A 26,495-nucleotide genomic window follows, 5' to 3' on the forward strand; every position below is an offset into this window, starting at 1 on the left:
GATGATGATCGTTCCTGTTGTAAGCGAACTTGCTTGAACGCCTTCGCCAACCCCCGGCGTCGCCGTTCGAGTTAGAGGAACGAACTCGCCAATCCCCCCGAGGCCGCAAAGATCACCACGGTCGTGGTGCCCCCCAGGATGTTGGTGCTTCGGCTATTGACCTGGTCGCTCGCGATCCTGCGATCGTTCGTCAGCCAACGGATCAACAGCAGCGGAGAGTGGAAAAGTCCTCCACGATGCCAGACGGGACCAATGCCTGCATTGGATGTTGCGAACGCTTGCAAGAAGCCGATTGCCAAAGGCGAGGCGCCCCGAAGCCTCAGTGCTTATGCGCGCCAAATCGCGCGACCGCCTCGATCAGCACTTTGGAGTCTACTGGCTTCGACAGTCTCGGCGAATCCCGGAACTGATCGGGAAAGACCGTTGCGCTGTCATAGCCGGTGAGGAAGAGGAAAGGAACGTGGCGCGCTGCGAGGTGCTCGGCAAGCGGGAAACTGCGTTCGCCATGCAGGTTCACGTCGAGCACCGCCCCATCGAGTTCGACGCCATCGATCTGCTCGAGCGCCTGTTGGACCGAGGGCGCGGGCCCCACCACATGGCAGCCCGCATCGGTCAGTTCGTCGGAGAGGTCGAGCGCAACCAGGAAAGCGTCCTCGACGACGAGGATTCGCAGGCCCGATAATGGAGCGCTCTTGTTCATGCGTAGCCGGGCAGCGGCTCGAAGGCTTCGGTTCGGGCAAGGGGGATTTCAAGCAGGCACTCCAGGCCGGTGGGCCGGAAGTTCAATTCGACACTCCCCCTCAACTCGTACTCCAAACTCTGCTGGATGAAAGTGGTTCCAAAATTTCTGCGGGATGGCTCTTCCACGGCCGGACCGCCGAGTTCCTTCCAGCTGATCGAAAGCATGCCCGGCTTCACCACGTTCCAGGAGACCTCGACGCGTCCGGTGTCGACGGAAAGCGCCCCATATTTGGCGGCGTTGCTGGCAAGCTCGAAGAACACCATGCCGAGTGCCGCCGCCGTTGCCGCATCGAGGTGGAACGGCCGGCCGTGAACGACTAGATTCTGGCGTCCCGTGGTGCTGTAGGGGGAAAACGTCGCCCTCAGCAGTTCCTCGAGGTCGGCGTCGCCCCAATTGTGGGAAGACAGGACCTCATGCGTGCGCGCCATCGCGTGCAGTCGCTCATGGAATGATGTCGCGAATTCCCCCATTGAGCTTGACGAGCGGATCATGCGCGAGGTCAGTGCGGTGATCGTGGCTAGGATGTTCTTCACACGATGCTGCAGCTCGTGCAGCAGCCTCTCCTGAGCGCGCTCGGCCTCCTTATGGTTCGAGACATCGACCAGGGCCGCAATAGCGCCCCGAACCCTGCCGGACTCGTCAAACAGCGGATTGGCCGACATCATCACGTCGATGCTTGAGCCGTCCGCCTGCGCGATTCGGGCTTCGTAGCCGCGGACGGGCTTGCCCGTTCGCATCGCCTTCTGCAGCGGCTGCTCGTGCGTCTCCACCTTGGAGCCGTTCACCATTAGCGGCAGGACCGCCGGCACAGTGCTGAGCTTGCCGTCCGCCGCGCGCCGGCCGGCGAGCTCGGCCGCGCGGCGATTGGCGCGGATGGCATCGCCGTCGTCGTCTTCGGCGATCAAGATGCCGACAGGCACAAGATCCAGAACAGTCTCCAGGCTTTCGAGGCGGTTGCGCAGGTCGTGCGACAGCGCGCCGATCTTTTCCTCCGCCTGCGCGATCTGGGTAATGTCGACGAAGGTGACGACGACGCCGGCGATGACATTGTCGACGGTGCGGTAGGGCATCACGCGCATGATGTAGCGCTTGCCGCTTTCGGTGCCTTCCACCTGCCTTTCTATCGTGCCCAGCCGCTGCAGCACCTGCTCCATGTCTGCCTGCAGCCGGTCCGCGGCAAAGCGCGGCCGCACATGCGCGAGCGGCCGGCCGACATCGCTTTCGACCAGCCTGAACAGGTCGCGTGCCGTCGGCGTGAAGCTCTTGATACAAAGGTCGCGATCGAGGAACACGGTCGCGATCTGCGTGCTTTCGAGCAGGTTGGACATGTCGTTGTTGGCGCGGCTGAGCTCGTCGACGCGGATGTTGAGCTCGGCATTGACGGTCTGCAGTTCCTCGTTGATCGATTGCAGCTCCTCCTTGGAGGTCTCCAACTCCTCGTTGGACGATTGCAGCTCCTCGTTGATAGAGGACAGTTCTTCGTTGGAGGATTTCAACTCCTCGTTGGAGGATTCTAGCTCCTCCGTCGTGATCTGCAGCCGTTCCCTGGTTTCCCGCAGCTCCTTTTCGAGCTGACTGACATTGGCGCTTTCGACATCGTCGGTCGTGTGGACGGGCTCGTCCTCTGCCTCCGCCTTTATCCCGCCGATATCGCGGAAGACCAGCATGTAGAGCGGATCCGAATTGCCGTCGACCGGCAGCGGCTGCACGGCGAGGCTGATCGTCTGGCGTCCGCCATTGGTGCCGATGCTGATATTGTTCTGCACCGCCATCTGTCCGGTGCTGACTGCCTTGTGAAGGGCAGCGCGCAGATCCATGCGCAGCCCGCGACGGGCCATGGAGAAGACGTTGTGGTCGGGCGCGCCGGCGGCAAGTTCCAGATATTTGCCTGTCCCGCCCGAGCTGTGCATCAATTCGCCGGCGGCGTTGATGACCACGTAGGCCGGAGCATAGCGCTCGACCAGGAAGCGTTCTGCAACTTCTTGCAGGGTTCCTGTCGTTGCCCGCGGGCGCGTGCTGGGAACAGCCTGCCTGGCGGCGGCGGCAAGTGGGAATTCCGGCAGGCGTTGCGCGGCGACCTCACTGCGCTTCTGGAAGATGCGGGTCGCCTTGTCGATGGTCGAGAACAGGCGCGCATGGCGCGTAACGTTCTCGGACGAGCCGAGGAAGAGATAGCCGTTATTGCGCAACGCATAATGGAAGATCGGGATGATCTTCTCCTGCAGCTCCGGCCCCATATAGATCAAGAGGTTGCGGCAGGCGATGAGGTCCAGCTTGGAAAACGGCGGGTCGCGCAACAGATTGTGCGCCGAGAACAGGCAGGCTTCCCGCAACTCGGCGGAAACACGATATGTGCCGTCCTCGCGCGAGAAGAATTCCTTCAGGCGCTTCGGCGTGATGTCGCTTGCGACGGTCGCCGGATAGCGGCCGGCGCGCGCCACTTCCAGCGCACGCTCGTCGATGTCGGTGGCGAAGATCTGCAGGTTGGGAGAAGCGGCGCCCCGCGGCGCGTTCTCCTTCAAAAGCATGGCGATCGAATAGGCTTCCTCTCCGGTGGCGCAGCCGGGCACCCAGGCCCTGATCGTCTCGTCCGGCTTGCGGCCCCCGAAAAGCTTCGGAATAACCAAGCTCTCTAGCGCATCGAAGGCCTGCGGGTCCCGGAAGAAGCTGGTCACGCCGATGAGCAGGTCCTGGAACAGAAGGTCGACCTGCTGCGGCTCGTCGCGCAGCCGCTCGTAGAAAGCCGTGGGATCGTCGATCTGCAGCACCTGCATGCGGCGTTGGATGCGCCGCAGGATGGTGTTGTCCTTGTAGCCGCTGAAATCATGGCCCGTGCGCGTACGCAACAGCCCCGTGATCCGCGAAAGCTGTTCGCCCACTTCGCGCTTGCGGCGGTCGCGTTCGCTTTCATCGCGGTTGGCGCGGCTGAAATAGCCGACGAGCTTCGCAGCCATCTCCTCGGCCGGCAGCACCATGTCAACCAGGCCGCTCTGCACGGCGCTGCGCATCATGCCATCATATTCGGCGCTCTGCTGCGCCAGCGTTAGGCCGCCATGTTCCTTTATTGCCCTGAGCCCGATCGTGCCGTCGCTGCCGGTTCCGGAGAGGATCAGCCCGGCCGCATCCTCCCCTTGATCCTGTGCCAGGGACGTGAAGAAATCGTCGATCGGCGTCCGCTTCGCGCGCGTGGCGGCCATCTTGGCCATGTTGAAACGCTGTCCCCGGATGGTCACCGAGACGCCCGGCGGGATGACGTAGATGTTGTTCGGCTCGACTTCCGCGCCTTCGACCGCGGTCTGCGTTTCGATCGCGGTGGAGCGCTGGATGATGCTCGCGAGCACACTCTCATGCTCGGCATCGAGGTGTTGGATCACGACATAGGCAAAGCCGCTGTCGGCCGGCACTTCCGGAAAGAACTTCTGCAACGCCGCGATGCCGCCGGCCGATGCGCCGATGCCGATGACAGGGAACAGCGCGGGCTCTCTCTCATCCTGGCGCGGGCTAGTCCGTGCCTTCCTTGTGCTTGCCTTCCTCGCCGCCTGCGCCATTGCCTGTTACCTGTGTCCGCCTGCTTTCCAGGATGCGCTTGATGACGGAGGCATCCGCTTCGTATTCCCTCGCCCGCTTGCCGAACTCGCTGGCGAGTTGGGAGCGATGTCGCGTCTTCTCCCGCTCCGCCATGCGCCGGGCAAACTCCGCCCGCTGCTGATGCGACCGCAGCAGGCTCCACAGGATCTCGTCCGCCTCGATCGCCTGCGCCTCCATGATCGCATCGGCGGTGAAAGCGTGCCCGGTATGGCACCGATAGCGCAGCATGTCACCGTCCTCGATCTCCCACAGCGGCCCGTGGCATTCCGGGCATGTAAACACCGACAGTTGCCCAAGTCGATCTGGTTCTTTCATGGTCGAATGCTCCTGTGCCGCGATTGCGGCCTCCAGCCTGACCGTCGGTGGGGCCGGCAACGTTTCTCCGGCCGGCTCGGCCGCCAGCTTGCCCAGCAAGCCGCCGAGTTTGGCGGCGGGTTCGCAATGATCGATGTCGACATAACGCAGCGCGCTTTCCACCATGGAAGGCACCAGCGCGTCCTTGGGATGCTGGACCACCGCGAGGCCGCCGACCGCCTTGATTGCCCGCAGGCCGGCGGTGCCGTCGGAAAGCGCGCCCGACAGCAGCACGCCGACGACGCTTGCGCCGAAGCTCAGCGCCGCCGAGCGGAACAGCGGGTCTACCGCCGGCCGCGCGAGGTTTTCGCGCGGGCCGCGGCGCAGCATCATGTGATCGTCATGCAGAAGAAGATGGAAGCCGGGCGGCGCGACATAGATGTTTCCCATCTTGAAGGACTCGCCGTTCTTGGCGCCGGAGGCTTTCAGCGCTCCCGCACGGTCGAGGATTTCCGGCAGATAGCTGACCTGGCCGACATGGACCACGACGAACACGGCCGCCGGTAGATCGGCAGGCAGGTCGCTCACGATCGCTTTCAGGGGCTCAACCCCGCCAGCGGACGCCCCGATGACGATGATGGAGCGGTTGCGCGCCTTAGCTTGCCGCGAGCTCGTCTCGGCGTCGCGGGCAGGTGAGATCCGGTTTCGAAAGTCGGCCATGGCTCCCCTATCAGGTCGCCCCCGGCCCATAACACAATGGCCGAAGGCAGGACTCTGTTCCATGAACCGCGCACGCAACGAAAGCAACGATCACCGGGATCGCACCAGTACGAGCGGGTCTCGGCCGAACATGGGCGATGGGCTGCCGGCCTTGCTTCCCTCGGGCCTGCGCAAGGACCGGTCGCCTGTCCGGCTGGCATTCGAGCCCCACGGCGGAACTTTCCATGCCCTCTCCCGCGCGAGATTTGAAGGAACCAATAGCGCCGAGCATTTGTTTTCTCAGTTCAGGTTCGGCGGGTGGGCTCCGCAACAAAGGGAGATAGCCATGAAGGTCGGCAGTTGCATGACAAAGGACGTTGCCGTCGCGAATCCCGAACAGTCGATCCGCGAGGTGGCGCTGATGATGGGCAAGCTCGACGCCGGCGTCGTGCCTGTCGGTGAAAATGACCGGCTGGTGGGGATGATCACCGACCGGGACATGGTCATCCGCGGGATAGCGCTGGGCAAAGGTCCCGATACCAGGGTGCGCGATGTCATGAGCCAAGAGGTAAGATATTGCTTCGATGACGAAGACGTCGATCATGTTCTTGCTAACATGGGAGACTTGCAGGTGCGCCGGCTCCCGGTTCTGAACCGAGACAAACGGCTCGTTGGCATCATCTCCCTCGGAGACCTCGCAAGAAAGGGTGAAACACGGGAGGCTGGAGAGGCTTTGAGCGGCATTTCGGCGCCGGGCGGTGTTCATTCGCAGACCGCCCATTGATGACAACGACGACATCGGGGTCTGTTTGATCGTCGGTTGACGCCCGCCGGGCGTGACTGGGTTGCGGCGGCCTCATCGCGGCTTCGCAACCTAATCACGACCTGATGGACCGACAGGTGGCGACGATCCCTCTCAGGTTGTCAGCCTAAGCCAACGCTGTCTGGCCCAACGCCTGATCTCTTTAGGCAGAGGGTCGCGCGCAGTGTTGCGTTCTCCGGCGTTGCTTGACCGTCACCTCTCCGTCTTTCCGACCTCCGGCTTCATAACCCGCCTGAGGTCGGCCCGGCTTCCGCTGCTCACCGAATAGGCGCGCGTGATTTCGGCGCCGAACAGAAAGATTTGAGCCGAGTAATAGACCCATAGCAGCACCACCATCAGCGCGCCGGCGGCGCCATAGGAAGTGGCGATCGAACTGCTGCCGATGTACCAGCCGATCAGCGACTTGCCGATGGTGAAGAGAAGCGCGGTGACCAGCGCACCGACAGCGACATCGCGCCATTTGAGACTGCGGTCCGGCAGGACCTTGTAAATCGCCGCGAAGAGCAGCGCGATCAACGCGAACGATACGATCGTGTTGATCGAACTCACAATCAGTTCGCCGAACGGCAGGTGTTGGTTGATGACATCGGCCAACAGCGAGATGGCCGTGCTCGCCGCGAGCGACACGAGCAGCATGAAGCCGAGCGCGGCGACGAGACCAAGGCTCGCCGCCCTCGCCCGCACCAAACGCGAGAGCGACATGGCCCTTGGCTCGACCTTCCAGATCTCATTCAGCGACTGCTGCATCTCGCCAAAGACGCCGGAAGCTGTGATCAGGAGCGTCACCAGCCCGATAATGGTGGCAAGCGCGCCGGACCAGGGACGCGAAGCGGTCTCGATCGTCGCCTTCAAGAGGTCGGCGCTCTGCGGACCCATCACGCCCGATATCTGGGCCGAGAGCGCGAGCTGGGCGGCGTCCTTGCCGACGACGAGACCTGCGACCGCCACCACGATCAGAAGGATCGGCGCAAGAGAGGTGGTGGCATAGAAGGCAATCGCCGCCCCGTGGCTCAGCGCGTTGTCATCCATATAACCGCTGACGCTTTCCTTCAGCAGAAGCCAGGCTTCCTGAAGCCAGCCGGTCTTCGATTTCCTGTCTTTCGCCATGCGCTCGACACCGAACTGAAGCGGGTCGGGTGGACAAGAGCTCGACTGCCTTTTCGTTGGCCAGGATGTGAAGCCGGAAAAACGACCCTGTTCTCTTTGCCACCAGGTCCGGCTGACGCGGCCCGCAGAGGTCAATGACGCCGCGGGCGGGAGGTTCCGATCTATTCGCTTGCGGGGTCTTTTGGACATCGCGCTGGGCCTTCACGCTGCCGATGCCGTCGTGAACGCGACTGCGCGATCAGATCGAAGCTGGCGCTCGTTGAAGGCTAAAAGAATGCCCGGCCGAAACCGGGCAGGAGACTTTGTAGGAGCCGATGATGGGACATCCGGCCTCGCTAATGTATTCGCACCTTATGACGGACTCATGAAGGCCGCCATCCTCCAGGAACAAACCCCGGATTGGCGCGTATTGGCTGAACAGCCGGGTCCAGATGGGGGCACAATGTCAACTCGCAAGAAGCGCCACACCCAAAATGCATTCTCGCTTTGTGGAGACCTGATGTTGGCACCCGCTGTCGTCGCCATGCGCCTTCCGCTGATTGCTTTGGATGCAAGCAGCCGTGCCCCGAAAGGGATTGAGGCGATGCTTGCGGTCAACGAGAAGGCGCTCGCCTTCGCCGAAGGCATGGCGGCTGCACAATTGGTGATCTTACGATCGGCTTTAAGGTTTTGGCCTGAAGTTCTATCCGGCCGGAGCCCGTCTTTTCTAAGCGGCGGTGCTCTGAAGGATTCCATGGTCGCAGCACTCAAACCTGCCGGCCGCCGGGTCCGAACAAATTTCAACCGGCTCTCCAAACTGGGCTGATTGGGGCCAGATTGATGTTCTGGGCCGAAGCGGTCGCGGACCGCCGGTAATCGAGCATGACGACGGCAGTCGAGGCAGCCGGCCGTGGCAGACATGCCCGCATCGATCAGCTCTTGGAGCGTCCAGCCGTCATGTTTGCGTTTCAAGGGCCAGCTCGGCCTTTTGGCTGAATTTTGATTTATTAGTAGATGCGCATATACTCGTTCGCCGGCATCGTGTTCCCTAAGCCCCTGCCGGCCAAGGCCCGGTGGCCACCCCATAGCCACCCAAGGCTACCGGGCCACCTGCCCCGCCTAGAGGCGCCCAAGGCTGCCCTGCACGCTATGGGCGAGCGAAAATGGAAGACCCGGAACAACCCTCCTCGCTCCAAGTTCGGGTCGCTGCTTGGAGCGATCATGAAGACATACCGAGTTGAAGAGATGGCTGGCGACCAGGTGGTGGCTTATCACGTTGCCAATGCCCGTGCCCCTTGGGAGGCTGCTCAGAAAGTCACCGGCAAAGACGTCCTGGCGAGACGGGATGAACATTTCTGGGTGCGGGTGACCGATGAAGGAAACCGCGCAATTTACAAATATGCCTTCAGGCTTGACGCACCGGATTGCCTTTGAGGCTCCGTCCGGTCGGGCTTGGGAAAGGGAGGCGGCGCATTCGGGTCCGGGCAATCGACGCTTGGCACCTTTCCGCAGGGTGATGCGGGATCATTGCCCGCACCGCCATACCGCTCTACGAGTTTTGCGAACCCGTAGGCGAAGGCGGCGAGAAGCGCCAGGACAACCGCTATCCGAACGGCCATTGGAGATTATACCCCGGTCGGCCTGCGGATAGTAATCACTACTGCTATCCCGGCGAGCCGCCGGCCAGGCTGAATTAGCCGGATCAGCAGAAGAGCCCGCCGCACCTCCTCCGCGGGCGGGGTCTTTGCGTCGGGGGCAACCCGACCAAGGCGCGCTCGACCGTCCTCTGTTTGCCGGGAGCTGCACCCAGAATGCGAACTGCAGCGGCACCGAATTGTTCCAAGACAAGCAAAGAGCCCGCCCGCCTGGGGAGGTCGAATGGGCGTTGAGGAAACGCCTTTCGCGGCGCGGTGAACCTCAGCTGAGACACACGCCGCGCGACCCAACCGGGACGATTGGCAGAATGATCGCTTCCGCCGATGCGACACAAGTCCGAGAGGCTGACGCTTTGGTCCCCATGCTGAAACCTAAGCCTCGCTGCATCATTTGATAGAGCCGGTGAGGAAGTGCGTCACCTTCCTGGTCGGTAGCAGCTAGATAGATGCCCGCCATTTCCTGCCTGGGGTGACGGGCATCGTCCTATTGGGACGTCGCGCCGTTCACGAGCGAGACGACCATCACGGCCGTAACGGCGGACAGGCGGTCACGCTTGACCAGGACGGGCTTTTCATAGGTGCGCTTCATGGCGAATCCCCCTTGCTGAAGTTGGCTCGCCGATCTGGCTGAGGCAGCACCCGACCGTCATTTAAAAAAAGATGTAGGTCCGGAAGTAGCGACGAAGGGCCGAAGCACGAGGAAGCGGCGCTGATCGACGAGAAGGCCCTACAGACAAGGCCATACAAAAGAAAAGCCCGCCGACCAAAGCCGACGGGCCATCTTCCCTCAAAACTGCTGTGCGCCCCTTTCCCAGATGGTCCGCCCGATTCCGGGAACCCCGCACAAGCGTTTCCTAATACAGTCGCGCCCAAAGGGCTGTAGCCCAGCGGCAACAATGACGAATATTCACAAGGCGGCGGGCGGCAGGCAGTCCAGTCCGTTCAGACCGTTACCTACCTAAAGGTAGCCTGGATAGCGAAACCAGTTCATTCTCGTCCACAATTCCCGCCATGAAGTTGGCGATGATGCGAGAGGCCAGCGCCTCACGCTGCTCGGTCGTTTGGCCATCATTTTTCAAGCGGTCGAAGACGCGGGCCAGAATTTCCAGCTCTTCCGGATCGAAAATTTCCGCTTCCAGTGCTCTTTGGCGGATCGCCATGGCGGTGAACTCCTATTCGTGCCTGGCTCTGCCGGCAGGCTTGCGCATGCGAACCCCAATGGGAAACTCGAATTTGATTCAATATGGAACTCCCGTAAGCGTTCCCTTAGCGCGATCTGAAAGAACGGCCCGCCCCTGATGGGAGCCAGGGAGCGGGCCTGCGGAGAATGGGAGGCTCCGCCCGGCGGCTGTGCACATGATCGGGAGGGAATTGCGCCGCCGCGCCCCAAACCTCTTCGAATGCGAGGTGTTCCGCGATGACGGAACATTTTCTTGATGATCCGTTTGTCTCGGGCAGGAGGAGTGTTTCCGTACCGGTTGTCATCGGCATATAGGCTTTGCCATCGTTCAAGCCTGCGCACGCTGACACACCCTCTGTTTCATTTCAGGACGGAATATGCTGGCATCAGCCTTGCAAATAGGATGATGCCGGTACCCTCCCGGGTCGGCACTCGTCGGGCTTGGGGCTGGGCTATGGGGCGGCGAGCCCGGCGAGTTCTCAATACATTAGCAACTGCTTGTAGACATAGATGAACAGGCGGATAATCAGGCCACGCGCGTACGAGGAGCTTTGAGGGAGTTCCAGCCATGCGACCGATCCTGCTGATCGTCGCCGCCCTTGCCGCGTTCTTCATCTGGGATGGCGTGGCGAACAAAGGCGCCTATCGAATTGCGCTGATGAAAACATAGACCAGTCCGAGCACTTCCCAGGTCTAGTGCGGGTTGGTTGAACCAATGGTTTGAAAGCATTGTCGCTCCGGACGGAAGTCGGACATCCAAACGCATTGGTCCCAGTACTGAAACATTAAGCCCGTTCCGACATTTGGTAGAGCCGGCGGAATCCTTCAGTCGTCGGCGGAGAGAGGTCAGGTACCCGCCATACACTCCCCCGGTGGCGGGTACCTGTTTGGGTTTTCAGCCGTCAAGCCGCCTTCGCGGTGCTGCTTCGCACATGAAGGGTATCGACCTACAAGTTCAGTGGACCAGAAAGCCCGTCGCGCAATGGCGCAAGCGCGACGGGCTTCTGTTGCTTACGGAGTAGAGCGGCCGCACCCTGAATGGGAGAAAACGAGTGCGGTCGCATGTTACCAACCCGACCGCACCGTTTGGGTTCCATCAGCCTGCTCGAATATTAGCGCCAGCTTGAAGCCATGATATTGGCTGCACTGATCCGGCTCGGCTTTATCCTTATGAATGCGTTCCGGCTATACAATCAGGGGTATATGCTCATTGGTCAGCCGGCGCCGTGTTGCGATTCCGAGCCCCCGCCGGTCAGGCCCGGCTCAATTCTGGCCTTTGTCGGCCAGAGAGCCGGGCCGCTCCGGACACCGGCGCGGTGTACGCCTTTTGGAGAACTACTTTCTTTGCAGACAGCAATTAAAGTATCTTGCAGGAAAGGAGTGCTAAAATGCCGAACGAGAGCAAAAGGCTTATTGAAAAGAATTCCGAAAAGCTTGTTTCAGAGGCCAACGCGCGCCGCGATTTTCTCAAGCAGGCTGGACGCTTTGCTGCGGTGACTCCTCCGGCCATTACATTGCTGCTCGGCACAAGCTTGAACTCCAGGGCGATTGCCAAATCGGGAGGAACACGTCCGGGCAATGGATGGGGTGACAAGAACCACGTTCACGTCGGGCCCAAGCCAAAGTTTCTTAAATCCGGCAACGGAGGGTCGCGGGGGGACAGCTATGGCGGCGGAGCCCATGGGGGCTCGAGGTCCGGCGATCCCAACTAGTGCCGTCGAGGAACGACCTCTTTCCGCTCGACTGAGGTTAGACAGGCCGGCGCATTGGTCGTTATGCTAGCAACAACTTGCCCGATGCATCATTTGGTAGGGCCGGCGAGGAAATGCGTCACCTTCTTCGTCGGCAGCAGTGAAAATAGATGCCCGCCATTCCTGGAATGACGGGCATCTGTTGCGTCTTTCGGCTAGAGCGCTCTCCCAGTGCTGCATCGCCTGAGGATCATTTCGCACAAGCTCTTCCGAACGCGCTCATTTTGCTCAGAACCCGTCTACGCGAACTTCGGCTTTAGTGGACTTGTTCCAGCCGAGGGCACCAGGCTTTAGCGCACCTTCTCGAGTTCTTCCAACAGCTGGTCAGCATCGGTCACACCGCGTCCAAAAAGGCTCATGACTTTGACCGCGACGTTTTCGCGCTCGTCCTTGCGTTCGATCTTGTGACTGGAGCAGTAGTCACTCACCGCCTTGGCCAGAATGTTGACCTCTGCAGGTTCAACTATACCGCATCCCGCACTTTTGGGCGGGACAGCATTGCGATCGATTCCACGCATCGTTTACCTCACCCCGATACGCCACAACGGGGAAAGGATACACCCAAAAAAAGTCAGCTACGAGTCAATTGGATCGGACTGAGGTCCCGGGCAAATAGCCGATTGCCTCCATGCTGCGCTACCGAGCAACGGCCGCCCACCGAACTTTTGTCCGGCGTCACTGCGCGGTCTGTGAATTTCGTCTCGGCAGGAGCCCTATCGGCTTGGTTCGCGCATGACATTATAGAGCAGCAGGCCGGCCAGTAACGACACGACTGCGCTTAGCATATCATCGCCGGTCAGCCCTGATGAATACGCGAAAGTTGATGCCAGCTCGGCCATCGTTCGACCCAAGGAGTGCGGGATTGCCCGAGGAGAACTTTTAGATGCCGCTAAAGTTCCTTGTGAGCGCTGGCGGGCTGTCTCCTCATGCCGCGAAGGTGTTTCGGGCTCGTATCGGGGGCAGTGTGAACGCCGTCAGAGACGGCACATTCATCTTCGGCCGGAAATCCCATTCCCAAGCGGAGGAACGCTAGACCCGTTGCCGTGACCCGCCAAGGTTAGACAACGGGCCTAGCTATCGGTTCGCTTCTCAAGTCGGTGACACTGTCGCCGCAAACCGAACCCAACTCCAAAGCCCAGGGCAACGCCCGCCAAGTCATCTACGCAGTTCATTAGCAGGTCCGCAGTAACAATGTTAATGGTACACTACTGGCTTGGCGAGAAAGGCGCCGCTGGAGGAAAGACTGACGCAAGCGACCTTGGCCCGTCGCAGCGCCCAAGGGATCCGCGCAACGGGCCAAGTAACCCGGCCTTCGGCTTTGTTGAGGCCGGTCCTCCCATCCTCCGCCGTGGCGGGCGGAGTGACGTTAATCCTGCACGAGCGAGCAGTCCGTTTTCGATAACTTTTGTTAGTCCCGCCTAAAATTGCCGCTTGCCGCGCCTGGAACATTCCTGCGCGGCCGCTGTTATTCCCTGCCGGAGGAACAGGCGATGGCAGACGACAAGAGCAAGCGTGGTGGCAGTGACCGCAACCGGGTATCAGCGGACGATGACTACGAAGTCCGGCATTTCGCCAACAAGGTCGGGCTGACGGCGCAACAGGTTCGCGATCTCATCAAACAGCACGGCAACGACCGGAAAACCTTGGAACGCGAGGCCGAAAAGCTTCGCGGATGACCAAGAGCTCCAACGCAGCGGCGATCGCCGGGATCCACGCCAAATCATGAGCAGCGCAGCACGAGCCGCTTGAACTGGACGCTGAATAGCCGGTCAATCATCGTCATCGCTTGTTACGCGACGATATCGGAAGCGATTGCGGATGTGCGCGTTGAAAAAGCGGCCCTTGGCAAAGGCTGATCGGAATGCCGCGAACGTCTCCGGCGGCACCCCCTCGAACTCGTAGCGTTTCCCGCTGGTCACAAACCATACGGAAAGAATCCCTTTGGCCGGATCATATTCTGTTTTCTTGATCGAGGTGGATGGCATGGCACGGCACCCGGTGGTCTGGCATAGAGCGAACGATCCGGCCGGCCTTTTGTTTCCGAAGCTAGTGAGTAAGAGCCAAGTCTCGCAGCCGACGCCGCCGTCCCAGATGCGGACGGGCAGCGGTAGCGCGAGCGCCGCATTCCATGGCATCGAAAAAGCCCGCAGACCGGAGCCTGCGGGCTGAGTATTCTGGAGGTTGGTACCTGAGTGCGCAAACCTGGCAACGTGCGCAGCAGGCATCCAATCAACAAAATCCGACAGCGACCGTTCCCTAAAATTCTGGACCTCGGCCACCGGTCCCAGCGAATGCGGGACAAATGTCGTACGGGCCAACTCAAAGGTCGGGGGCAGGAAACATCTAGCGAGAAATTTCATTGGGTCGCGACTGGCGAGGATCAGCCCCTGCCACCCTCGAGGTCATCTCAACAGACGGAGAGTTCGCAAAGGTTGCCAGGCAGGCCGAGCGGCTGGGCGATAGCAGGTAATGGCAAATCAGTCTGTTCATCGGCCCCGCACTGTTCGAGGCTCTTATCCTCGGTCTGGCACTTAAGATTAGAACCACGGAGGCAATTATGATCGAAATTTCCAACGCCTTGGCCACCAAGTTGACGGGTCTCCAAGAAAGGCTGCGGGCGGCCAACGTGAGCATGGATGACATGCAGGCATTTCAAAGGGTCGCCGACCATATGGACAACGGTCGCAGCGGCATCGACGCCGACGATCTGATCGCGCTCTCCTTTGTCATGTCGGATGACGCTGAGCGATCGCAGATGGAAACAGCGCCGGCGATCGAGCCTGCAGCCCATAGGCAGCATCGGTCCGTCGGCCGATCCCGCGGCGCGAAAGGGACGGGCTACATCGTTCCGCGCAAGGCGGGCTGAACGCGCCCCTATCCGGGTTAATTGCAGGCTGCCTTGGCTTTCAATCGGACTTGCCCGAGTCCTCAAGTCCGACGATTGCAGCCAGTATGGCATCGTAAGCGCTCCCGATCTCCTCTTCAATCTCATGCTCGGAAACACCTGCGGCCTTCGCATCTGCAAAGAGCTTGGTCGTCAATTCCGCGACGGAAATGATGTCAGCGCCGACGCTGCCGCGCATCACGTTGTTGGTAATCCATTCGCCAAAGAATTCGGCCCCGCGTTCGCTCATAGGCGATGCCGCGCCTTCAGAAAATGAGCCTCTCGAAGCAGGGAATTCCAATCGGTCCCGATCAACTCGATCAGTTCGCGGGCTTGCTCTTCGGAAATGTCTGCCTCCCTGGCCAATCGGCCGGCCAGGATCTCAACGGCACCGTCATGCGAGTCGCCTTTGTCGGTGTGCTCGTTCATCGAAACCTCCTAGCCTTGAAAACTGCCGAAAGGCCGACAGGTTCAGGCTTGTGCCGAAAATCTGAATTCCTTCGGACTCTTCCCAGCGTCTGCGACTGCCTTGCCGGCCGTTTGGCCAACCAGATTATCTGGGCGGCCCGTCAGGCCGGATTACCAAGACGGCCGGCGGATCGAGAACCGCCTTTTTCATCAAGACCTTCATATAGGCGGCCGCGGTCAATAGCCCCCAATGATCGGCAGGATCTCGCCGGTGATATAGCTGGAGCATTGCGGCGAAGCGAGAAATACATAGGCAGGCGCGATCTCTTCCGGCTGGGCTGGCCGTTTCATCGGGGTCTTTGCGCCAAACTGCGAGACCTTCTCCGCTTCCTTCTCCGACGGGTTCAGCGGCGTCCAAACCGGCCCCGGCGCCACGGCATTGACGCGAATGCCCTTGCTGATCAGGTTACCAGAGAGCGCCCGGGTGAAGGCGTGAATGCCGCCCTTGGTCATCGAATAATCGATGAGTTCCTTCGAGCCTTCGATGCCGGTGACCGACCCGGTGTTGATGATGGCCGAACCCGGCTTCATATGCGGAACGGCTTCCTGGGCCATGTGGAAGTAGCCGTAGAGATTTGTCTTCAGCGTGGTGTCGAAGTGTTGCTCGGTGAGGTCGGCGAAATCGGTCGAATGCACCTGGAAGGCAGCGTTGTTGACGAGCACGTCGAGCCTGCCGAAGGCCTTCAGCGTCCGCTCCACCGCCTTGTGGCAGAAGGTCCGCCTGGCCACGTCGCCGCGCATGATGATGCAGCGCCTGCCTTCGGCCTCGACTGCCTGCTTTGTCGCCTTCGCGTCGCGATCCTCGCTGAGATAGGCGATGGCGATATCCGCCCCTTCCCGGGCGAACAACACGGCAACTGCGCGGCCGATGCCGGAATCGCCGCCGGTGATCAGCGCCACCTTGCCTCCCAATTTGTTCGACCCCTGCCAGAACGGCGCGTCGTAGAGCGGCGCGGGCTCGATCGCCCATTCCTCGCCGGGTTTGGGATGATGCTGCTTCGGGAAAGGCGGCACCGGGTATTCCCGTGCGCCGGCCTGCATGGCGCCTTGTGATTTGGATTTGCCGTTCGACTTGGCGCGATCGGTCGCGTCGACCTTGCGTTGCACGCTCCGCTGCTTGCTGGCCGCCTGCTCGGAGGTGGATTTAGTCCGCGGGGCCGATTTCATCGGTGTGGCGGAGTCGGTCATCCTGGCGGATTTCGTCGGCATCGGTGTCTCCTTCGCTTTCGAGGGACAACGCACGCGAACAGAAAAGGTTGGCCTCGCTCCGAAGCTGCCGGCTCTCAATCCGGACATCGGTCGCGACATCCGTCGGGACCTCAATCACGGCCGCCACAACCGCCGGCGCCGCTCGCCGGGACAGCGATCAGTAGGAGCAGGTTTTTTGACCGCCACGGGCCGGCTGAATGCAACTACCCGGCGGCAGCTTCGTTTTATGCGATCTCAAACAGGCGGTAGCACCATGAAATCCTTTCGGACCGATAATCCCCTTGGCGGCGGCGCCGACCGCGGACCTCTTCGTCGGGGCCGCCCGGCCTGCGTGCGAATGGCTAGGACGGTGAAAGAGCCTTGAGCAGATTCCTGCCCCTCACCATCCACTTCGTCAACGGCGGCACGATGATGGTGTCGTCGATCGCTGACGCCAAGAAGGCGCTTGGTCGGAAATGGAAGAGCAAGGACTCACCAGCCTATCGCAAGGCGGTTCGGCTGGTGGAAGACGCGACCAACGGGATTTGCCGGCCGGCAATCGCCTTTGCCGCCTTCAAGAAGGCGGCCGCCGAGCAGGGTCTGCTGGAGCATGCGGGTCCCAGTGCAGCGCTCAGCATGCTCGACCAACTTTCGTCCCGCAACGGCAAGGGCACGCCGAAGTAACGCTCGCGCACCTCGGCTCGTCGTCCCGGCTTCAAAAAATATTTCGCGGGAACATCGGTCGATCCCACCGGTTTTGTTTGGTCAAGAAAGTCGAACGAAGGAGACGTCGATGGCAAAGAAAAGTTCGTCCGGCGCGGCGAACGGCTTGGAAAGCCTGTTCGTGGATGGCCTGAAAGACCTTTATTATGCAGAGAAAAAGATCCTGAAGACGCTGCCTAAGATGGCCAAGGCGGCGCAGTCACAGGAAGTGGGCGCGGCCTTCGAAAAGCATCGCACCGAGACTGAAGCTCAGGTCGACCGGCTCGAGCAGGTTTTCGAAATGCTGGGCAAGCCGGCGCGCGGCAAGACGTGTCCCGCGATCGATGGCATCATTGAAGAGGGTTCGGAGATCCTCGAGGAATACAAGGACGAGCCGGCGCTCGACGCGGGCCTTGTGGCTGCCGCCCAGGCGGTCGAGCATTATGAAATAGCGCGCTACGGCACGCTGATTGCCTGGGCGGAGCAACTGGGCCTGAAAGACGCCCTCCCCTTGCTGCGCGACACCCTCAAGGAAGAATCCGCTACCGACGAGACACTTAGCAAGCTCGGCGAAAGCGGTGCGAACAAGCGGGCCATGCAGGCGGCCGCGTAAGGCGCCCGATAAACGCTTATTCGCATGCCAAAAGTCGACTTGGCGACGCGGCCCCGGTCTCTTTGACCGGGGCCGCGATTACGGGGCCCGCCTCCTCGCGAAACGCTGCAAGTTTTTTCAGCGGAGCGGTCGCCTTCTTGGCGTCGCGCCCGCCTTCAGTTGATTTCTTGCCGGTGCCCAGCGCCAAGGACAGGATAAACGGCTGCATTTCGGTGCAGTTCATCCGGCACACTATCCTCAGGCTGGCGTGGCGGGAAATTTCGTCAGGGTGAAAGTCCGGAGTTCAAGGTGGAAAAAGCATTCAATCGGCTCGCGGAGATTGTCGCCCATGCCGCGGGCCGTGCATGGGCCTTCGTCTTGTGCGTGGTTTCGGTGGTCCTCTGGGCCATTGCCGGCCCGGCCTTTCATTATTCCGAGACTTGGCAGCTGATCATCAACACCGCGACGACGATCGTTACTTTCCTGATGGTTTTCCTGATTCAAAACACCCAGAACCGCGACGGCGTGGCCATTCAGGCGAAGCTCGATGAGCTCATTCGCTCAGGCCGCGCAAAAAACGACTTCATCGGCATCGAGCATCACACGGAAGCGGAGGCCCAAGAATTCAGAACCAGGTGTGCCCAAACCAAGACCGCCAGCAAGGGGACGATCGCATCTTACGCCGAAAGCCGCCCTGCCTAAAACATGTCTTCCGAAAGTGGAATCCGGCTTCGGGACCAAGACATGCGTGACGCGCTTTAGTCGCCACGATGCTTGTTGTGGCCGCTTTCCTGATTCTTGCCGCGAAGGATGTTGCGATCATCGGGGTCGACGAGGTCGGGCGTGTCGCTCCTGAGGTCCGAACCTTTCCGCCGCGCTTCGCGCTCCGCGGCTGGCTGCTTCAGCTCCGCCTTGGCGTCGAATTCCTTGGGCGCGTTCTTTCTGTTCTCACGTTCTTCCAGAATGCGCACTTGCTGGTCATGGGTTCTGCGTCCGCTCATCGGTTCCTCCTGTTCTTTCGTCGGTAACGGCAGTTGGATTCGATCGTTCCGAACATGCGCAAAGGCGTTTCGGGTGCCTGAAATGTCAGGGCGCCAGATGACCCTAATCACGCGGGAAATCGAAATCGACTGCGAGGTGTCGAGGAGGTGATCCGGTCGATCGAGGAACGCTGCTGAGGAGCCGCCATTCCTGCGCTAAGCGTTCCAGATCGACTGGAGGGCGCAGCTTACCGTCGGGCCGTGGATGAGCGATCCCGTCTGCCGCGAAGATCCTCGTTGTAACCGCTCAGACGAAAGACGCGGCAACGCAAGCTCCGCCAGAGGAACATTGGCAGACGGCGGCCGTTCTCAGCTCGAAGGAGGCGGCTCATGAGTGCAACCAGGGAGTTCTTTCGAAGCTGGCTCGAGGAGAACGTCGGGAACTTGCCTGCCGACACGCAAGTCAGCGTTCCGGTGCTTGTGCGACAGTTCGAGCAGGACGCCGACGCCGCGGGCTACGGGCACGAGGTTCGCGAGGAGGAAATCGGCAATATCGAAGATGCAATCGAACGGGCGCTCGACATGACCGCCGAGCAGGAGGACCCGACAGAATCAAATCAGCGGAAAGAGACCTCGCTTGCCCCGGTCATTGAGGCTCTCGAGGAGTCGGAACCGGCACAGGCGGAAGACCATGAGGATCGGGACTGACCAACTGCGAGGATCGGGACTGACCAACTGCCGCACGGGATGGCCGGAACAAAGAGACAGCTCGCCTGTAGGGCTGCTTCTGAACAGATCGGCACGTGATCCGCCGACGTGGCAGGCCAGATAGGTAAGTAAGCCAATGACGAAGCATTCTGCAAAGGACGATCCGTCCAAACTGGGATCGGACAGTGACCGGGCGAGCGAGCAAGGCACAAAGCGAACAGATAAGCGTCTGCCGCAGGAAGATCCTGTCGAGGGCGCGCGTGACACGGTGGAACGCGAGCTTGAACGGCTGGATCGACCGGTCGACGCTCAGGGAAGAGAGCGCGAACGCAGGGCTCTCCAGGAACAGGTCGATGAGGAGACGAAGCTGCCTCAGAAGGGCTCGGCCTGAAAGCTCCTTCTTTGGAAGCCAGCGCCTGGGTACATCCGCCGCTTCTCTCAACAGCGGCTTGTGCCATGGCTCCGTAGCAGCACGGGATCATGCCTGACATCGCCACGTTCAACGACGTGGTCCTCCTCCTTGCCGCGGCAGCGGCCGGGCTTGCCCTCTACAATGGCCTGCGAGCGCGGCGGGCGTTACGCGGCCGACGTTTTGGACGCTCCGTCGAAGTCGACGGAGCGCGGCTGCACCTGATCGAGGATGGCCAGGGCATGCCGCTGTTGTTGCTGCATGGCAACGGCTCTTCGGCCGAGGATTTCACGACAAGCGGCATCGTCGACAAAGCGGCCGCAGACTATCGTGTTCTGGCTTTCGACAGACCAGGCTTCGGCAGGAGCTCGCGCCCGATCGGCAGGATCTGGTCGGCCGCCGCGCAGGCCGATCTGATCGATGCCGCGGCCGCGAAACTCGGAATTGGACGCTATATTGTTCTTGGCCACTCTTGGGGTGCCGCGGTTGCGCTCGAGATGGCGCGACGGCGCCCTGGGCGCGTTGCCGGGGTCGTGCTTGTCTCCGGCTACCACTATCCATCGCCAAGGTTCGAACTCGCCTTGTCGGGGTTGCCGATCTTGCCTTTGATCGGAACGGCCTTCCGCCACACCTTGCTGCCGCCGCTGGTCAGGCTTGGCTGGGCTTGGTCAATGCGAAAGATATTTGGCCCGGCGGCGATCTCGGCGGCATTCACCGCAACGACGAGGGAGTTGGCGAGCCGCCCCTCGCAACTGCGGTCGATCGCGGCGGAGTCCTTCCTGATGTGGATCGAAGCGGCGTTTGTGACGCCTCGGCACAACGACATTTCCGTTCCTGTTGGGATAATCGCCGGCGCCGGCGATCAGCTTTTCGACGCGCCGGCCGAGGCGTTTCGGCTGCACGCGGATCTCGCAAACTCGGTAGTCGATATCGTCCCCGATGCCGGGCATATGGTGCACCTGACAGCCCCGCAGGCGGTGCTCGCCATGATCGACAAGATCGCTGCCCTTTCGACCACCGAGGACGCGCAACTGAGCGACCGACAAGCGGCCGGTGCCGGAGCCCGCCAACGGAGAGTCCCGTGCAACCGGCCTACGGCGGGGAACCTTCCGATCCACGCCGCTTTATCTCCATGTTCGAAGCAGCAGCAGTGAGAGGAAGCATTGCGCAGCATTGCTCGGCGAAAACTGCCTTTACTGCAGGTGCTTGCACTGACACTTGCTTCCTGCTCCTCGTCTGAAACCGTCGAACAGCAATCGAAGCTAGCCGCCTCGACCGCGCAGGCGGCGGTGCTGGTCACCGATGCCTGGCTCTCCGGCGCCGCGCCGTCCCACTACGCGTCTTCTGCCTTGCAATCCTTCGCCGAGACACTCGCCGATGCCGGCCGGCAAGTCGAATCGAACTCCCCGTCCGATCCTGCAAAGCGAGATACGCTGAAGGCGGCGGTCAGCCGGCTGTCCACCGCGGCAAGCGGGGCCGAGAGCGCGGTCGAGGCCGAACAGGAGGCGCAGGCCAGCCGGGCACGCAATGAGCTTCGCGCCGCGCAGGCGGATCTCGCCACGGCCTATCGCGGCTATTTCGCGCCGCAACGATGAAGAAGCTGCTGGAAATTTCGCTTGGCGTCGTGACCAGCGTCGGTGGTTTCCTGGAGGTCGGTTCGATGGCGACGGCGGCGCAGGCCGGTGCCCTGTTCGGCTTCCAACTCATCTGGGCGATCGTGCTTGGCACCATCTGCATCATTTTCTTGGTCGAGATGGCCGGTCGCTTCGCCGCCGTGAGCCACCACACCATCGCCGACGGCATCCGCGAACGCTTCGGCTTCAATGCTTTCCTTTGGCCGCTGCTTGCAGTCGTGCTGGTCAATTTCCTGGTCCTCTCGGCAGAAATAGGCGGGGTTGCCATCGCTGCCGAGCTTGCCACCGGGATCAGCTTTCAATGGTGGGCATTGCCAGCGGCTTTCCTCGCGTGGCTGCTGCTGTGGAAGGGCACGTTCGGCCTCATCGAGAAAGGCGTATCGATGCTTGGCTTGATCACGCTCTGCTTCGTCGTCGCAACGGTGATGCTGAAGCCCGAATGGAAACAGGTGGCTGCCGGTGCCGTGCCCAGCCTGCCACAACACGATACGGCGAACTACTGGTTCATGGCCGTCAGCATCCTCGGCGCTTCCATCTCGCCCTACCTTTTCATGTTCTATTCCTCGGGCGCGGTCGAGGATCAATGGGACAAGAGCTATCTCGGCACCAATCGGGCGATTGCCGGTCTCGGCATGAGCTTCGGAGGAACGATCTCCGTGGCCGTGCTGATCGTGGCCGCGCTTGTGCTCGGCGCCCACGGCGTGAACCAGGTCCACGACTACAACCAGCTCCCGCTGATGCTGATCTCGGTGTTCGGCTTCTGGGGCTTCGTCCTTTTCGTCGCATCGCTCGGCATCGCCTGTTTCGGAGCCGCTCTGGAAGTGGCGCTGCAGCAGGCCTATCTCGTCGCGCAAGGGTTCGGCTGGACCTGGGGCGAGGATCTCAAGCCGCGCGACGATCCCGGCTTCAGCCTCGTCTACACGCTCACGCTTTTTCTTGCAGCCGTTCCGATAGCGCTTGGTCTCGACCCGCTGAGGCTCACCATCTTCTCAATGGCGTTGACCGCCGCCAGTCTGCCGCTGACGGTCGTGCCGTTCCTCTTCCTGCTGAATGACGAGCGCTATGTCGGCCAGCACCGCAACGGCGTCATCTCTAATGCCGCCGTGATCTTCGTCATCGCGCTCGGCTTCGTGCTGGCGGTGGTGACTATTCCCCTGCAGATATTCGGAGGCACCTGATGCAGCTGCTGCGCGATATCCTGGACAAGCAGGTCGTCGACCGCGAGCAAGTGAAGATCGGCAAGGTGGATGGACTGGTCGCCGAGCTGAGGCAGGGCAAGCCGCCGAGGGTCGTTGCGGTCGAGCTTGGCGTGATAGCGCTGGCCCGACGGCTTGGCGCTCGGCCTGGGCGATTAACGGCGCGGCTGGCCGCAAGGCTGAGCGGGAAGCAGCAGGCACGGCCGCATCGCATCGCCTGGACCAAGGTGCGCGACATCGGCGTCGACATCGAATTCGATATCGACGTGCGCAGGACCAAGATCTTGGCCTGGCAGAGCTGGCTGCGCGATCGCATCGTCGGCCGAATCCCGGGAGCCTGAGGATGCCAAATGTGAATCTCGAGCATCTGGCTGGCCGGCGCGTTCTCACGCAGGGCGGCAGGAGCATCGGCCATATCGAGGAGGTCATCGCCGAGCAGGACGGCGACGACCTCGTTGTCACCGAATTCCATGTCGGCATCTTCGCAGCTTTTGAACGCCTGTCGGCCTCGGCCATCGGCACCGCATTGCTCGACTTTTTCGCGCTGCGCCGCCGCGAGGGCCTCTACCGCATACCTTGGGACAAGCTCGATATCTCCGATCCGGCGCAGCCGCGGCTGCTCTGTTCGGATGACGAGCTTGCCGGCTTCGGAGGCGCCGATCGGGGTAAGTAGCTACTTACAAAAAATCCTGGTCGCGAAAGGGAACATCGCGGCCAGCGCGAAGTTGGAACAGGCAAGGAGGAGCCTGCGCCATGAACAGTGTCATCTATCTTATCGGTCTCATCGTGGTTGTGCTCGCGATACTCTCCTTTCTCGGCTTTCACTAGGAGGCGTCATGCAGCGCGAAAATAATCAGGGCCGCGAGCCGGCCGACTTCGCCAAGGCGAAGAACGAAGTTTCCGATCGAGTTAAGAAAGAAACCCAAAGCGCCGGCGAAGCGCTCCACGATGCCCGCGACGAGGTTGCTCGCAGGGCAGTCGACTATGCGTCGGAAGCACAGGAGGCCCTGTCGGAAAGGGCCGAGGAAACGCAGCGCGACATCGGATCGAGCCTGGCGGCATTCGGCGGCGCTCTGCGTGCCGCAAGCGACCATCTGGCCAACAGCGACCAGAGCTCGGCGTCGAATTTCATGCGGGATGCGGCAGGCGGACTGGAGAGGCTGTCCTCCTCGTTGAAGCAGAAGCCCTTCGGCGAGGTGCTTGAGGAAATTCAGAACTTCGGCCGCCAAAATCCCGGCACTCTGATCGCTGGTTCGGTGCTGGCAGGACTGGCGCTCGGACGGTTCATAAAGGCTTCTCCCCCGGAAACACGCCGCGCGGGGCAGAGCGCAGCGACGCCACGGAAGACTGGTAGGGAAACGAGCAGGCAGACTGGTGCGCAGGCGAGCGAGCCATGGGATGACGCGACGACCAATTGGGGCGTCGACGGCGGCGCTCCCAGGAAGGCAGCGGAGCTAAAGAAATGAACACTCAAGACAACCAAAGCCTCGGCACTCTGGTCGCCGATCTGGCACAGCAGGTGAGCACGCTGGTGCAAACGGAGGCCAGACTCCTGCGGGCGGAGCTATCCGAGAGCGTGACTAAAGCGGAGGCCGGCGCCGTCGGGGTTCTGGGCGGCGCGGTATGTCTTCTCGCCGCGCTGATAGTGCTGCTGCAAGCGCTCGTCATTGCCCTGACCCGCCTCGGCCTGGGCGCCGGCTGGTCCGCCTTGCTCGTCGGAGTGGTCGTTGCCGTGCTGGGTGTCATCCTCCTGCGGACCGGCATGGCGAGCATGTCGCCCTCCGAGCTCGCGCCGGACCGTACGCAGGAGCAACTGAAGCGTGACGCGAACGTAATCAAGGAACAAGCGAGATGAGCGACAAATCCGCAGCCGAACTCGAACGCGAAGCCGAGGCCACGCGAGCAAGGGTGGTAGCGACCGCCGAGTCCATTCGAGGCAAGATGACGCCCGGCCAGCTCTTCGATGAGTTCACCGGTATTTTCACCGGCGGCGCAGGCTCCGACATGCTCCACAACCTGAAGGCTCAGGTGCGAGACAATCCTCTGCCACTGACTGTAATCGGCGCCGGTCTGGCCTGGCTGATGCTGGGCAGCGGCGCTTCCGCCGCAACCGCCGCGCCCGGCTACGCGACCCGTCGCGGTTCCGACGGGCATGACGGCACACCCACGGCGGGAACCGGAGCCATGACTTCGGACACCTATGCCTCTGTCGGCGACATGGCCAGCGGTGCGGCCGGCACTGTCTCGGGAATGGCCAGCAGTGCGGCCGGCACCATGTCTGACATGGCCAGCAGCGCAGCCGGCAGCGTATCTGGCATGGCAAGCGGCGCGGCGGAGACGCTGACGAACTCGGCGACAGCCACCGCCGACATGGCGACGAGGGCCACTCGTTCCGCGCAGCAGTTGATGGAGGATCAGCCTCTGGCAGTTGCTGCTGTCGGTCTCGCGATCGGAGCGGCGATCGGCGCGATGCTGCCCCACACGCAACTCGAAGACGAGCAGCTCGGCGGCTATCGCGAACAGCTTCGCGAAAGGGCCGAGGACGCGCTCGAGAAGGGCGTCGACCAGGTGAAGCAGGTTGCAGCCGAAGCCTACCAGGCGGCCAGCGACGAAGCAGGACGGCAGGCGTCGAGCGAAGGTACGCTCGCTGACAAGGTCAGCGATGTCGTCAAGTCCGCCGCCGACAAAGCCGATGAGGCGGTGCACCGGAGGCTGTCCGATACCGAACCGTCGACAACGAACAAGTCCTGATCTGAACAGACCGGATCGATCTGCAAGAATCGCGTTCGAGGAACATTCGCGTCGGGCCTGGTGAACCATTCGAGCCCGACCTGTTGGATGGCTGCGGGTAGAAGCCGCGCCACAGGCTCGGCCGCGCTATCGCGGCTCTCTCGCCGGAGGGAGCCTTTTTAGCTTTTTGGGGATGGCTCCGCGGAACTTCCCCTGCAGACAGCGTAAATCCTCGCCAAGATTCCTGCAGCATCGCCACCAACGCACACCGATTGGACTGGACGCTGATCCCATTCGTTCGGTGAGTAACTGGCGGCGCCCAGTCTCTGCACGGTCATACCTGCCGCCGGGCCGTCCTCCAGCACGATGATCGAACCGGATCGGGTGGCGAATAAGTGCGGGTCGGTCAGGTAGACCGCGGCGCTGCAGTCGTGCACAAGCATACCCGCTTCGCCCCATTGCAGGTAGAAGTCGATGTAGCCTTGCGACAGTGCGGCTACCATTTGCATGGCGGCATCGGCACCTTCCGAGGCCGCGGCGAGATCCTGTCGCGTAATCACCGTTCGATTTGTGAGATTGAGCGGAACCGCGGTCACTTTCCACGAGGCTGCAAACACTCGATCGGCTGCCTTCGGATCTGCGTAGATATTGGCCTCGGCAACGGGCGACACATTGCCAGGGACTTCGAACGCGCCACCCATGACGACGACGTCCTGCACCAGATCTGCTATCGCCGGATCGGCCTCCAATGCCCGCGCCAAGTTGGTCAGGCCTCCGACAGCAAGCAACCGCACCTGACGCGGATTCTGCCGGACGGTATCGACGATGAATCGCGCGGCAGTGTCCTTCTCCTCCCGCGCTTCCTGGGCAATAGGATAATCCCCCAGCCCGTTCGCGCCATGAACATGGACAGGATAGGGGTGCGGCGCGCCGGACCAGTTTAGCGGAACGGAAGCACCGGCGTGAACGGGCGCTTTGATCCCCCAAGCCTCGGCGAGGAATCTGGCATTGCGCGTTGTAACCGATATCGATGCGTTGCCGAAGACGGTCGTGATGCCGAGCAGTTCGATGTTCGGATGACGGTGCAGGTAAAGCAGCGCGAGGGCATCATCTACGCCAGGATCGGTATCAAAAAGAATTCTCTGCTTTGTCATGTCTCTATGGTCACGCTCTTTCCCACACTGCC

General features: G+C 61.5%; 32 protein-coding genes. 18 read left to right on the forward strand and 14 right to left on the reverse strand.

What is annotated here, in order from left to right; genetic code table 11:
• Positions 1-319: 319 nt before the first annotated feature.
• The 3 genes from EOD29_RS03050 to EOD29_RS03060 are packed head-to-tail and all read right to left on the reverse strand — an operon-like array spanning position 320 to position 5,374.
• The gene (locus EOD29_RS03050; protein ID WP_095802758.1) at positions 320-700 is read right to left on the reverse strand and encodes a response regulator; all 381 of its coding nucleotides are present in this window, start codon (positions 698-700) and stop codon (positions 320-322) included.
• Positions 697-4,290: a CheR family methyltransferase gene (locus tag EOD29_RS03055; RefSeq protein WP_127245894.1), complete on the reverse strand. Its 3,594-nt coding sequence runs from the start codon at positions 4,288-4,290 to the stop codon at positions 697-699. The genes EOD29_RS03050 and EOD29_RS03055 overlap by 4 nt, the downstream gene beginning before the upstream one ends.
• Positions 4,244-5,374, reverse strand: coding sequence for a chemotaxis protein CheB (locus EOD29_RS03060; RefSeq protein ID WP_348630408.1), 1,131 nt, complete (start codon positions 5,372-5,374; stop codon positions 4,244-4,246). The genes EOD29_RS03055 and EOD29_RS03060 overlap by 47 nt, the downstream gene beginning before the upstream one ends.
• A gap of 295 nt (positions 5,375-5,669) precedes the next feature.
• Between EOD29_RS03060 and EOD29_RS03065 the strand changes: the two genes are divergently transcribed.
• The gene (locus EOD29_RS03065) at positions 5,670-6,107 is read left to right on the forward strand and encodes a CBS domain-containing protein (protein WP_067320757.1); all 438 of its coding nucleotides are present in this window, start codon (positions 5,670-5,672) and stop codon (positions 6,105-6,107) included.
• A gap of 231 nt (positions 6,108-6,338) precedes the next feature.
• Here the strand turns inward: EOD29_RS03065 and EOD29_RS03070 are convergent, their stop codons facing one another.
• Entirely contained in the window at positions 6,339-7,253 is a 915-nt protein-coding gene (locus EOD29_RS03070; RefSeq protein WP_127245896.1) for a YihY/virulence factor BrkB family protein, read from the reverse strand.
• A 364-nt stretch (positions 7,254-7,617) separates the two neighbouring features.
• Between EOD29_RS03070 and EOD29_RS03075 the strand changes: the two genes are divergently transcribed.
• Entirely contained in the window at positions 7,618-8,058 is a 441-nt protein-coding gene (locus EOD29_RS03075) for a hypothetical protein (protein ID WP_245475198.1), read from the forward strand.
• Positions 8,059-8,453: 395 nt separating this feature from the next.
• Positions 8,454-8,666: a hypothetical protein gene (locus EOD29_RS03080; RefSeq protein WP_095779495.1), complete on the forward strand. Its 213-nt coding sequence runs from the start codon at positions 8,454-8,456 to the stop codon at positions 8,664-8,666.
• A 705-nt stretch (positions 8,667-9,371) separates the two neighbouring features.
• On the opposite strand, the gene EOD29_RS36475 is transcribed toward EOD29_RS03080, so the two are convergent.
• Together EOD29_RS36475 and EOD29_RS03085 are read right to left on the reverse strand one after the other, a co-directional pair.
• Positions 9,372-9,476: a putative RiPP precursor gene (locus EOD29_RS36475; RefSeq protein WP_206520447.1), complete on the reverse strand. Its 105-nt coding sequence runs from the start codon at positions 9,474-9,476 to the stop codon at positions 9,372-9,374.
• A 361-nt stretch (positions 9,477-9,837) separates the two neighbouring features.
• Positions 9,838-10,047, reverse strand: coding sequence for a hypothetical protein (locus tag EOD29_RS03085; RefSeq protein WP_127245897.1), 210 nt, complete (start codon positions 10,045-10,047; stop codon positions 9,838-9,840).
• A 1,408-nt stretch (positions 10,048-11,455) separates the two neighbouring features.
• Here EOD29_RS03085 and EOD29_RS03090 point away from each other — a divergent pair.
• Positions 11,456-11,779, forward strand: coding sequence for a hypothetical protein (locus EOD29_RS03090; RefSeq protein WP_245458926.1), 324 nt, complete (start codon positions 11,456-11,458; stop codon positions 11,777-11,779).
• Positions 11,780-12,108: 329 nt separating this feature from the next.
• Here EOD29_RS03090 and EOD29_RS03095 read toward each other — a convergent pair whose 3' ends face one another.
• Positions 12,109-12,336 (reverse strand): hypothetical protein, encoded by a 228-nt coding sequence (locus tag EOD29_RS03095; RefSeq protein WP_127239693.1) that lies wholly within the window; start codon positions 12,334-12,336, stop codon positions 12,109-12,111.
• A gap of 972 nt (positions 12,337-13,308) precedes the next feature.
• Here EOD29_RS03095 and EOD29_RS03100 point away from each other — a divergent pair.
• Entirely contained in the window at positions 13,309-13,494 is a 186-nt protein-coding gene (locus tag EOD29_RS03100) for a DUF3606 domain-containing protein (RefSeq protein WP_066994850.1), read from the forward strand.
• A 93-nt stretch (positions 13,495-13,587) separates the two neighbouring features.
• On the opposite strand, the gene EOD29_RS36985 is transcribed toward EOD29_RS03100, so the two are convergent.
• Positions 13,588-14,178: a KTSC domain-containing protein gene (locus EOD29_RS36985; protein WP_245475200.1), complete on the reverse strand. Its 591-nt coding sequence runs from the start codon at positions 14,176-14,178 to the stop codon at positions 13,588-13,590.
• A gap of 197 nt (positions 14,179-14,375) precedes the next feature.
• Between EOD29_RS36985 and EOD29_RS03110 the strand changes: the two genes are divergently transcribed.
• Positions 14,376-14,684, forward strand: coding sequence for a hypothetical protein (locus EOD29_RS03110; protein WP_127245898.1), 309 nt, complete (start codon positions 14,376-14,378; stop codon positions 14,682-14,684).
• A 40-nt stretch (positions 14,685-14,724) separates the two neighbouring features.
• Here the strand turns inward: EOD29_RS03110 and EOD29_RS03115 are convergent, their stop codons facing one another.
• From EOD29_RS03115 to EOD29_RS03125, 3 genes are all read right to left on the reverse strand, one after another.
• On the reverse strand, positions 14,725-14,952 hold the full coding sequence (locus EOD29_RS03115; RefSeq protein ID WP_095779498.1) for a DUF768 domain-containing protein: 228 nt from the start codon (positions 14,950-14,952) through the stop codon (positions 14,725-14,727).
• Positions 14,949-15,131 (reverse strand): hypothetical protein, encoded by a 183-nt coding sequence (locus EOD29_RS03120; protein ID WP_067320556.1) that lies wholly within the window; start codon positions 15,129-15,131, stop codon positions 14,949-14,951. The genes EOD29_RS03115 and EOD29_RS03120 overlap by 4 nt, the downstream gene beginning before the upstream one ends.
• A gap of 216 nt (positions 15,132-15,347) precedes the next feature.
• Entirely contained in the window at positions 15,348-16,337 is a 990-nt protein-coding gene (locus EOD29_RS03125; protein WP_095802652.1) for an SDR family oxidoreductase, read from the reverse strand.
• 402 nt (positions 16,338-16,739) lie between these two features.
• On the opposite strand from EOD29_RS03125, the gene EOD29_RS03130 reads away from it, so the two are divergent.
• The gene (locus EOD29_RS03130; protein WP_066994825.1) at positions 16,740-17,042 is read left to right on the forward strand and encodes a DUF982 domain-containing protein; all 303 of its coding nucleotides are present in this window, start codon (positions 16,740-16,742) and stop codon (positions 17,040-17,042) included.
• 109 nt (positions 17,043-17,151) lie between these two features.
• Complete coding sequence (locus tag EOD29_RS03135; RefSeq protein ID WP_066994822.1) at positions 17,152-17,673, forward strand: ferritin-like domain-containing protein; 522 nt, start codon at positions 17,152-17,154, stop codon at positions 17,671-17,673.
• A 16-nt stretch (positions 17,674-17,689) separates the two neighbouring features.
• On the opposite strand, the gene EOD29_RS03140 is transcribed toward EOD29_RS03135, so the two are convergent.
• Positions 17,690-17,896, reverse strand: coding sequence for a hypothetical protein (locus tag EOD29_RS03140; protein ID WP_095826180.1), 207 nt, complete (start codon positions 17,894-17,896; stop codon positions 17,690-17,692).
• A 65-nt stretch (positions 17,897-17,961) separates the two neighbouring features.
• Here EOD29_RS03140 and EOD29_RS03145 point away from each other — a divergent pair, with 65 nt between their 5' ends.
• On the forward strand, positions 17,962-18,354 hold the full coding sequence (locus EOD29_RS03145) for a low affinity iron permease family protein (RefSeq protein WP_127245899.1): 393 nt from the start codon (positions 17,962-17,964) through the stop codon (positions 18,352-18,354).
• 56 nt (positions 18,355-18,410) lie between these two features.
• Here EOD29_RS03145 and EOD29_RS03150 read toward each other — a convergent pair whose 3' ends face one another.
• Positions 18,411-18,653, reverse strand: coding sequence for a hypothetical protein (locus EOD29_RS03150; RefSeq protein WP_127245900.1), 243 nt, complete (start codon positions 18,651-18,653; stop codon positions 18,411-18,413).
• Between the two features lie 369 nt (positions 18,654-19,022).
• Here EOD29_RS03150 and EOD29_RS03155 point away from each other — a divergent pair, with 369 nt between their 5' ends.
• The 9 genes from EOD29_RS03155 (at position 19,023) to EOD29_RS03200 (ending at position 25,330) form a co-directional block, all read left to right on the forward strand.
• The gene (locus tag EOD29_RS03155; RefSeq protein ID WP_127245901.1) at positions 19,023-19,340 is read left to right on the forward strand and encodes a hypothetical protein; all 318 of its coding nucleotides are present in this window, start codon (positions 19,023-19,025) and stop codon (positions 19,338-19,340) included.
• 480 nt (positions 19,341-19,820) lie between these two features.
• Positions 19,821-20,903, forward strand: a complete 1,083-nt coding sequence (locus EOD29_RS03165) for an alpha/beta hydrolase (protein WP_127245903.1) — start codon at positions 19,821-19,823, stop codon at positions 20,901-20,903.
• 9 nt (positions 20,904-20,912) lie between these two features.
• Entirely contained in the window at positions 20,913-21,344 is a 432-nt protein-coding gene (locus EOD29_RS03170) for a hypothetical protein (RefSeq protein WP_127245904.1), read from the forward strand.
• Complete coding sequence (locus EOD29_RS03175; protein WP_127245905.1) at positions 21,341-22,561, forward strand: divalent metal cation transporter; 1,221 nt, start codon at positions 21,341-21,343, stop codon at positions 22,559-22,561. The genes EOD29_RS03170 and EOD29_RS03175 overlap by 4 nt, the downstream gene beginning before the upstream one ends.
• Positions 22,561-22,920 carry a hypothetical protein gene (locus EOD29_RS03180; RefSeq protein ID WP_127239685.1) on the forward strand — a complete coding sequence of 120 codons (360 nt, stop codon included), beginning with the start codon at positions 22,561-22,563 and terminating at the stop codon, positions 22,918-22,920. Before EOD29_RS03175 ends, EOD29_RS03180 begins: the two co-directional genes overlap by 1 nt.
• 2 nt (positions 22,921-22,922) lie before the next feature.
• Positions 22,923-23,252, forward strand: a complete 330-nt coding sequence (locus EOD29_RS03185) for a hypothetical protein (protein ID WP_067320531.1) — start codon at positions 22,923-22,925, stop codon at positions 23,250-23,252.
• Positions 23,218-24,045 carry a hypothetical protein gene (locus EOD29_RS03190; protein WP_245475202.1) on the forward strand — a complete coding sequence of 276 codons (828 nt, stop codon included), beginning with the start codon at positions 23,218-23,220 and terminating at the stop codon, positions 24,043-24,045. The genes EOD29_RS03185 and EOD29_RS03190 overlap by 35 nt, the downstream gene beginning before the upstream one ends.
• Complete coding sequence (locus EOD29_RS03195; protein ID WP_066994794.1) at positions 24,042-24,434, forward strand: phage holin family protein; 393 nt, start codon at positions 24,042-24,044, stop codon at positions 24,432-24,434. The genes EOD29_RS03190 and EOD29_RS03195 overlap by 4 nt, the downstream gene beginning before the upstream one ends.
• Positions 24,431-25,330: a DUF3618 domain-containing protein gene (locus EOD29_RS03200; protein ID WP_127245906.1), complete on the forward strand. Its 900-nt coding sequence runs from the start codon at positions 24,431-24,433 to the stop codon at positions 25,328-25,330. Before EOD29_RS03195 ends, EOD29_RS03200 begins: the two co-directional genes overlap by 4 nt.
• Positions 25,331-25,488: 158 nt before the next feature.
• Here the strand turns inward: EOD29_RS03200 and EOD29_RS03205 are convergent, their stop codons facing one another.
• On the reverse strand, positions 25,489-26,463 hold the full coding sequence (locus EOD29_RS03205; protein ID WP_127245907.1) for a nucleoside hydrolase: 975 nt from the start codon (positions 26,461-26,463) through the stop codon (positions 25,489-25,491).
• Positions 26,464-26,495 lie beyond the last annotated feature (32 nt).

The organism is Mesorhizobium sp. M1A.T.Ca.IN.004.03.1.1, assembly GCF_003997555.1.
GTDB lineage: Bacteria > Pseudomonadota > Alphaproteobacteria > Rhizobiales > Rhizobiaceae > Mesorhizobium.

Bases quoted from the DNA above. Each gene is read 5' to 3' on its own strand.
- EOD29_RS03050 (WP_095802758.1), bottom strand. From the start codon at position 700: ATGAACAAGAGCGCTCCATTATCGGGCCTGCGAATCCTCGTCGTCGAG.
- EOD29_RS03055 (WP_127245894.1), bottom strand. From the start codon at position 4,290: ATGGCGCAGGCGGCGAGGAAGGCAAGCACAAGGAAGGCACGGACTAGC.
- EOD29_RS03060 (WP_348630408.1), bottom strand. From the start codon at position 5,374: ATGGGCCGGGGGCGACCTGATAGGGGAGCCATGGCCGACTTTCGAAAC.
- EOD29_RS03065 (WP_067320757.1), top strand. From the start codon at position 5,670: ATGAAGGTCGGCAGTTGCATGACAAAGGACGTTGCCGTCGCGAATCCC.
- EOD29_RS03070 (WP_127245896.1), bottom strand. From the start codon at position 7,253: ATGGCGAAAGACAGGAAATCGAAGACCGGCTGGCTTCAGGAAGCCTGG.
- EOD29_RS03075 (WP_245475198.1), top strand. From the start codon at position 7,618: ATGAAGGCCGCCATCCTCCAGGAACAAACCCCGGATTGGCGCGTATTG.
- EOD29_RS03080 (WP_095779495.1), top strand. From the start codon at position 8,454: ATGAAGACATACCGAGTTGAAGAGATGGCTGGCGACCAGGTGGTGGCT.
- EOD29_RS36475 (WP_206520447.1), bottom strand. From the start codon at position 9,476: ATGAAGCGCACCTATGAAAAGCCCGTCCTGGTCAAGCGTGACCGCCTG.
- EOD29_RS03085 (WP_127245897.1), bottom strand. From the start codon at position 10,047: ATGGCGATCCGCCAAAGAGCACTGGAAGCGGAAATTTTCGATCCGGAA.
- EOD29_RS03090 (WP_245458926.1), top strand. From the start codon at position 11,456: ATGCCGAACGAGAGCAAAAGGCTTATTGAAAAGAATTCCGAAAAGCTT.
- EOD29_RS03095 (WP_127239693.1), bottom strand. From the start codon at position 12,336: ATGCGTGGAATCGATCGCAATGCTGTCCCGCCCAAAAGTGCGGGATGC.
- EOD29_RS03100 (WP_066994850.1), top strand. From the start codon at position 13,309: ATGGCAGACGACAAGAGCAAGCGTGGTGGCAGTGACCGCAACCGGGTA.
- EOD29_RS36985 (WP_245475200.1), bottom strand. From the start codon at position 14,178: ATGAAATTTCTCGCTAGATGTTTCCTGCCCCCGACCTTTGAGTTGGCC.
- EOD29_RS03110 (WP_127245898.1), top strand. From the start codon at position 14,376: ATGATCGAAATTTCCAACGCCTTGGCCACCAAGTTGACGGGTCTCCAA.
- EOD29_RS03115 (WP_095779498.1), bottom strand. From the start codon at position 14,952: ATGAGCGAACGCGGGGCCGAATTCTTTGGCGAATGGATTACCAACAAC.
- EOD29_RS03120 (WP_067320556.1), bottom strand. From the start codon at position 15,131: ATGAACGAGCACACCGACAAAGGCGACTCGCATGACGGTGCCGTTGAG.
- EOD29_RS03125 (WP_095802652.1), bottom strand. From the start codon at position 16,337: ATGAAATCGGCCCCGCGGACTAAATCCACCTCCGAGCAGGCGGCCAGC.
- EOD29_RS03135 (WP_066994822.1), top strand. From the start codon at position 17,152: ATGGCAAAGAAAAGTTCGTCCGGCGCGGCGAACGGCTTGGAAAGCCTG.
- EOD29_RS03140 (WP_095826180.1), bottom strand. From the start codon at position 17,896: ATGAACTGCACCGAAATGCAGCCGTTTATCCTGTCCTTGGCGCTGGGC.
- EOD29_RS03150 (WP_127245900.1), bottom strand. From the start codon at position 18,653: ATGAGCGGACGCAGAACCCATGACCAGCAAGTGCGCATTCTGGAAGAA.
- EOD29_RS03155 (WP_127245901.1), top strand. From the start codon at position 19,023: ATGAGTGCAACCAGGGAGTTCTTTCGAAGCTGGCTCGAGGAGAACGTC.
- EOD29_RS03165 (WP_127245903.1), top strand. From the start codon at position 19,821: ATGCCTGACATCGCCACGTTCAACGACGTGGTCCTCCTCCTTGCCGCG.
- EOD29_RS03175 (WP_127245905.1), top strand. From the start codon at position 21,341: ATGAAGAAGCTGCTGGAAATTTCGCTTGGCGTCGTGACCAGCGTCGGT.
- EOD29_RS03180 (WP_127239685.1), top strand. From the start codon at position 22,561: ATGCAGCTGCTGCGCGATATCCTGGACAAGCAGGTCGTCGACCGCGAG.
- EOD29_RS03185 (WP_067320531.1), top strand. From the start codon at position 22,923: ATGCCAAATGTGAATCTCGAGCATCTGGCTGGCCGGCGCGTTCTCACG.
- EOD29_RS03195 (WP_066994794.1), top strand. From the start codon at position 24,042: ATGAACACTCAAGACAACCAAAGCCTCGGCACTCTGGTCGCCGATCTG.
- EOD29_RS03200 (WP_127245906.1), top strand. From the start codon at position 24,431: ATGAGCGACAAATCCGCAGCCGAACTCGAACGCGAAGCCGAGGCCACG.
- EOD29_RS03205 (WP_127245907.1), bottom strand. From the start codon at position 26,463: ATGACAAAGCAGAGAATTCTTTTTGATACCGATCCTGGCGTAGATGAT.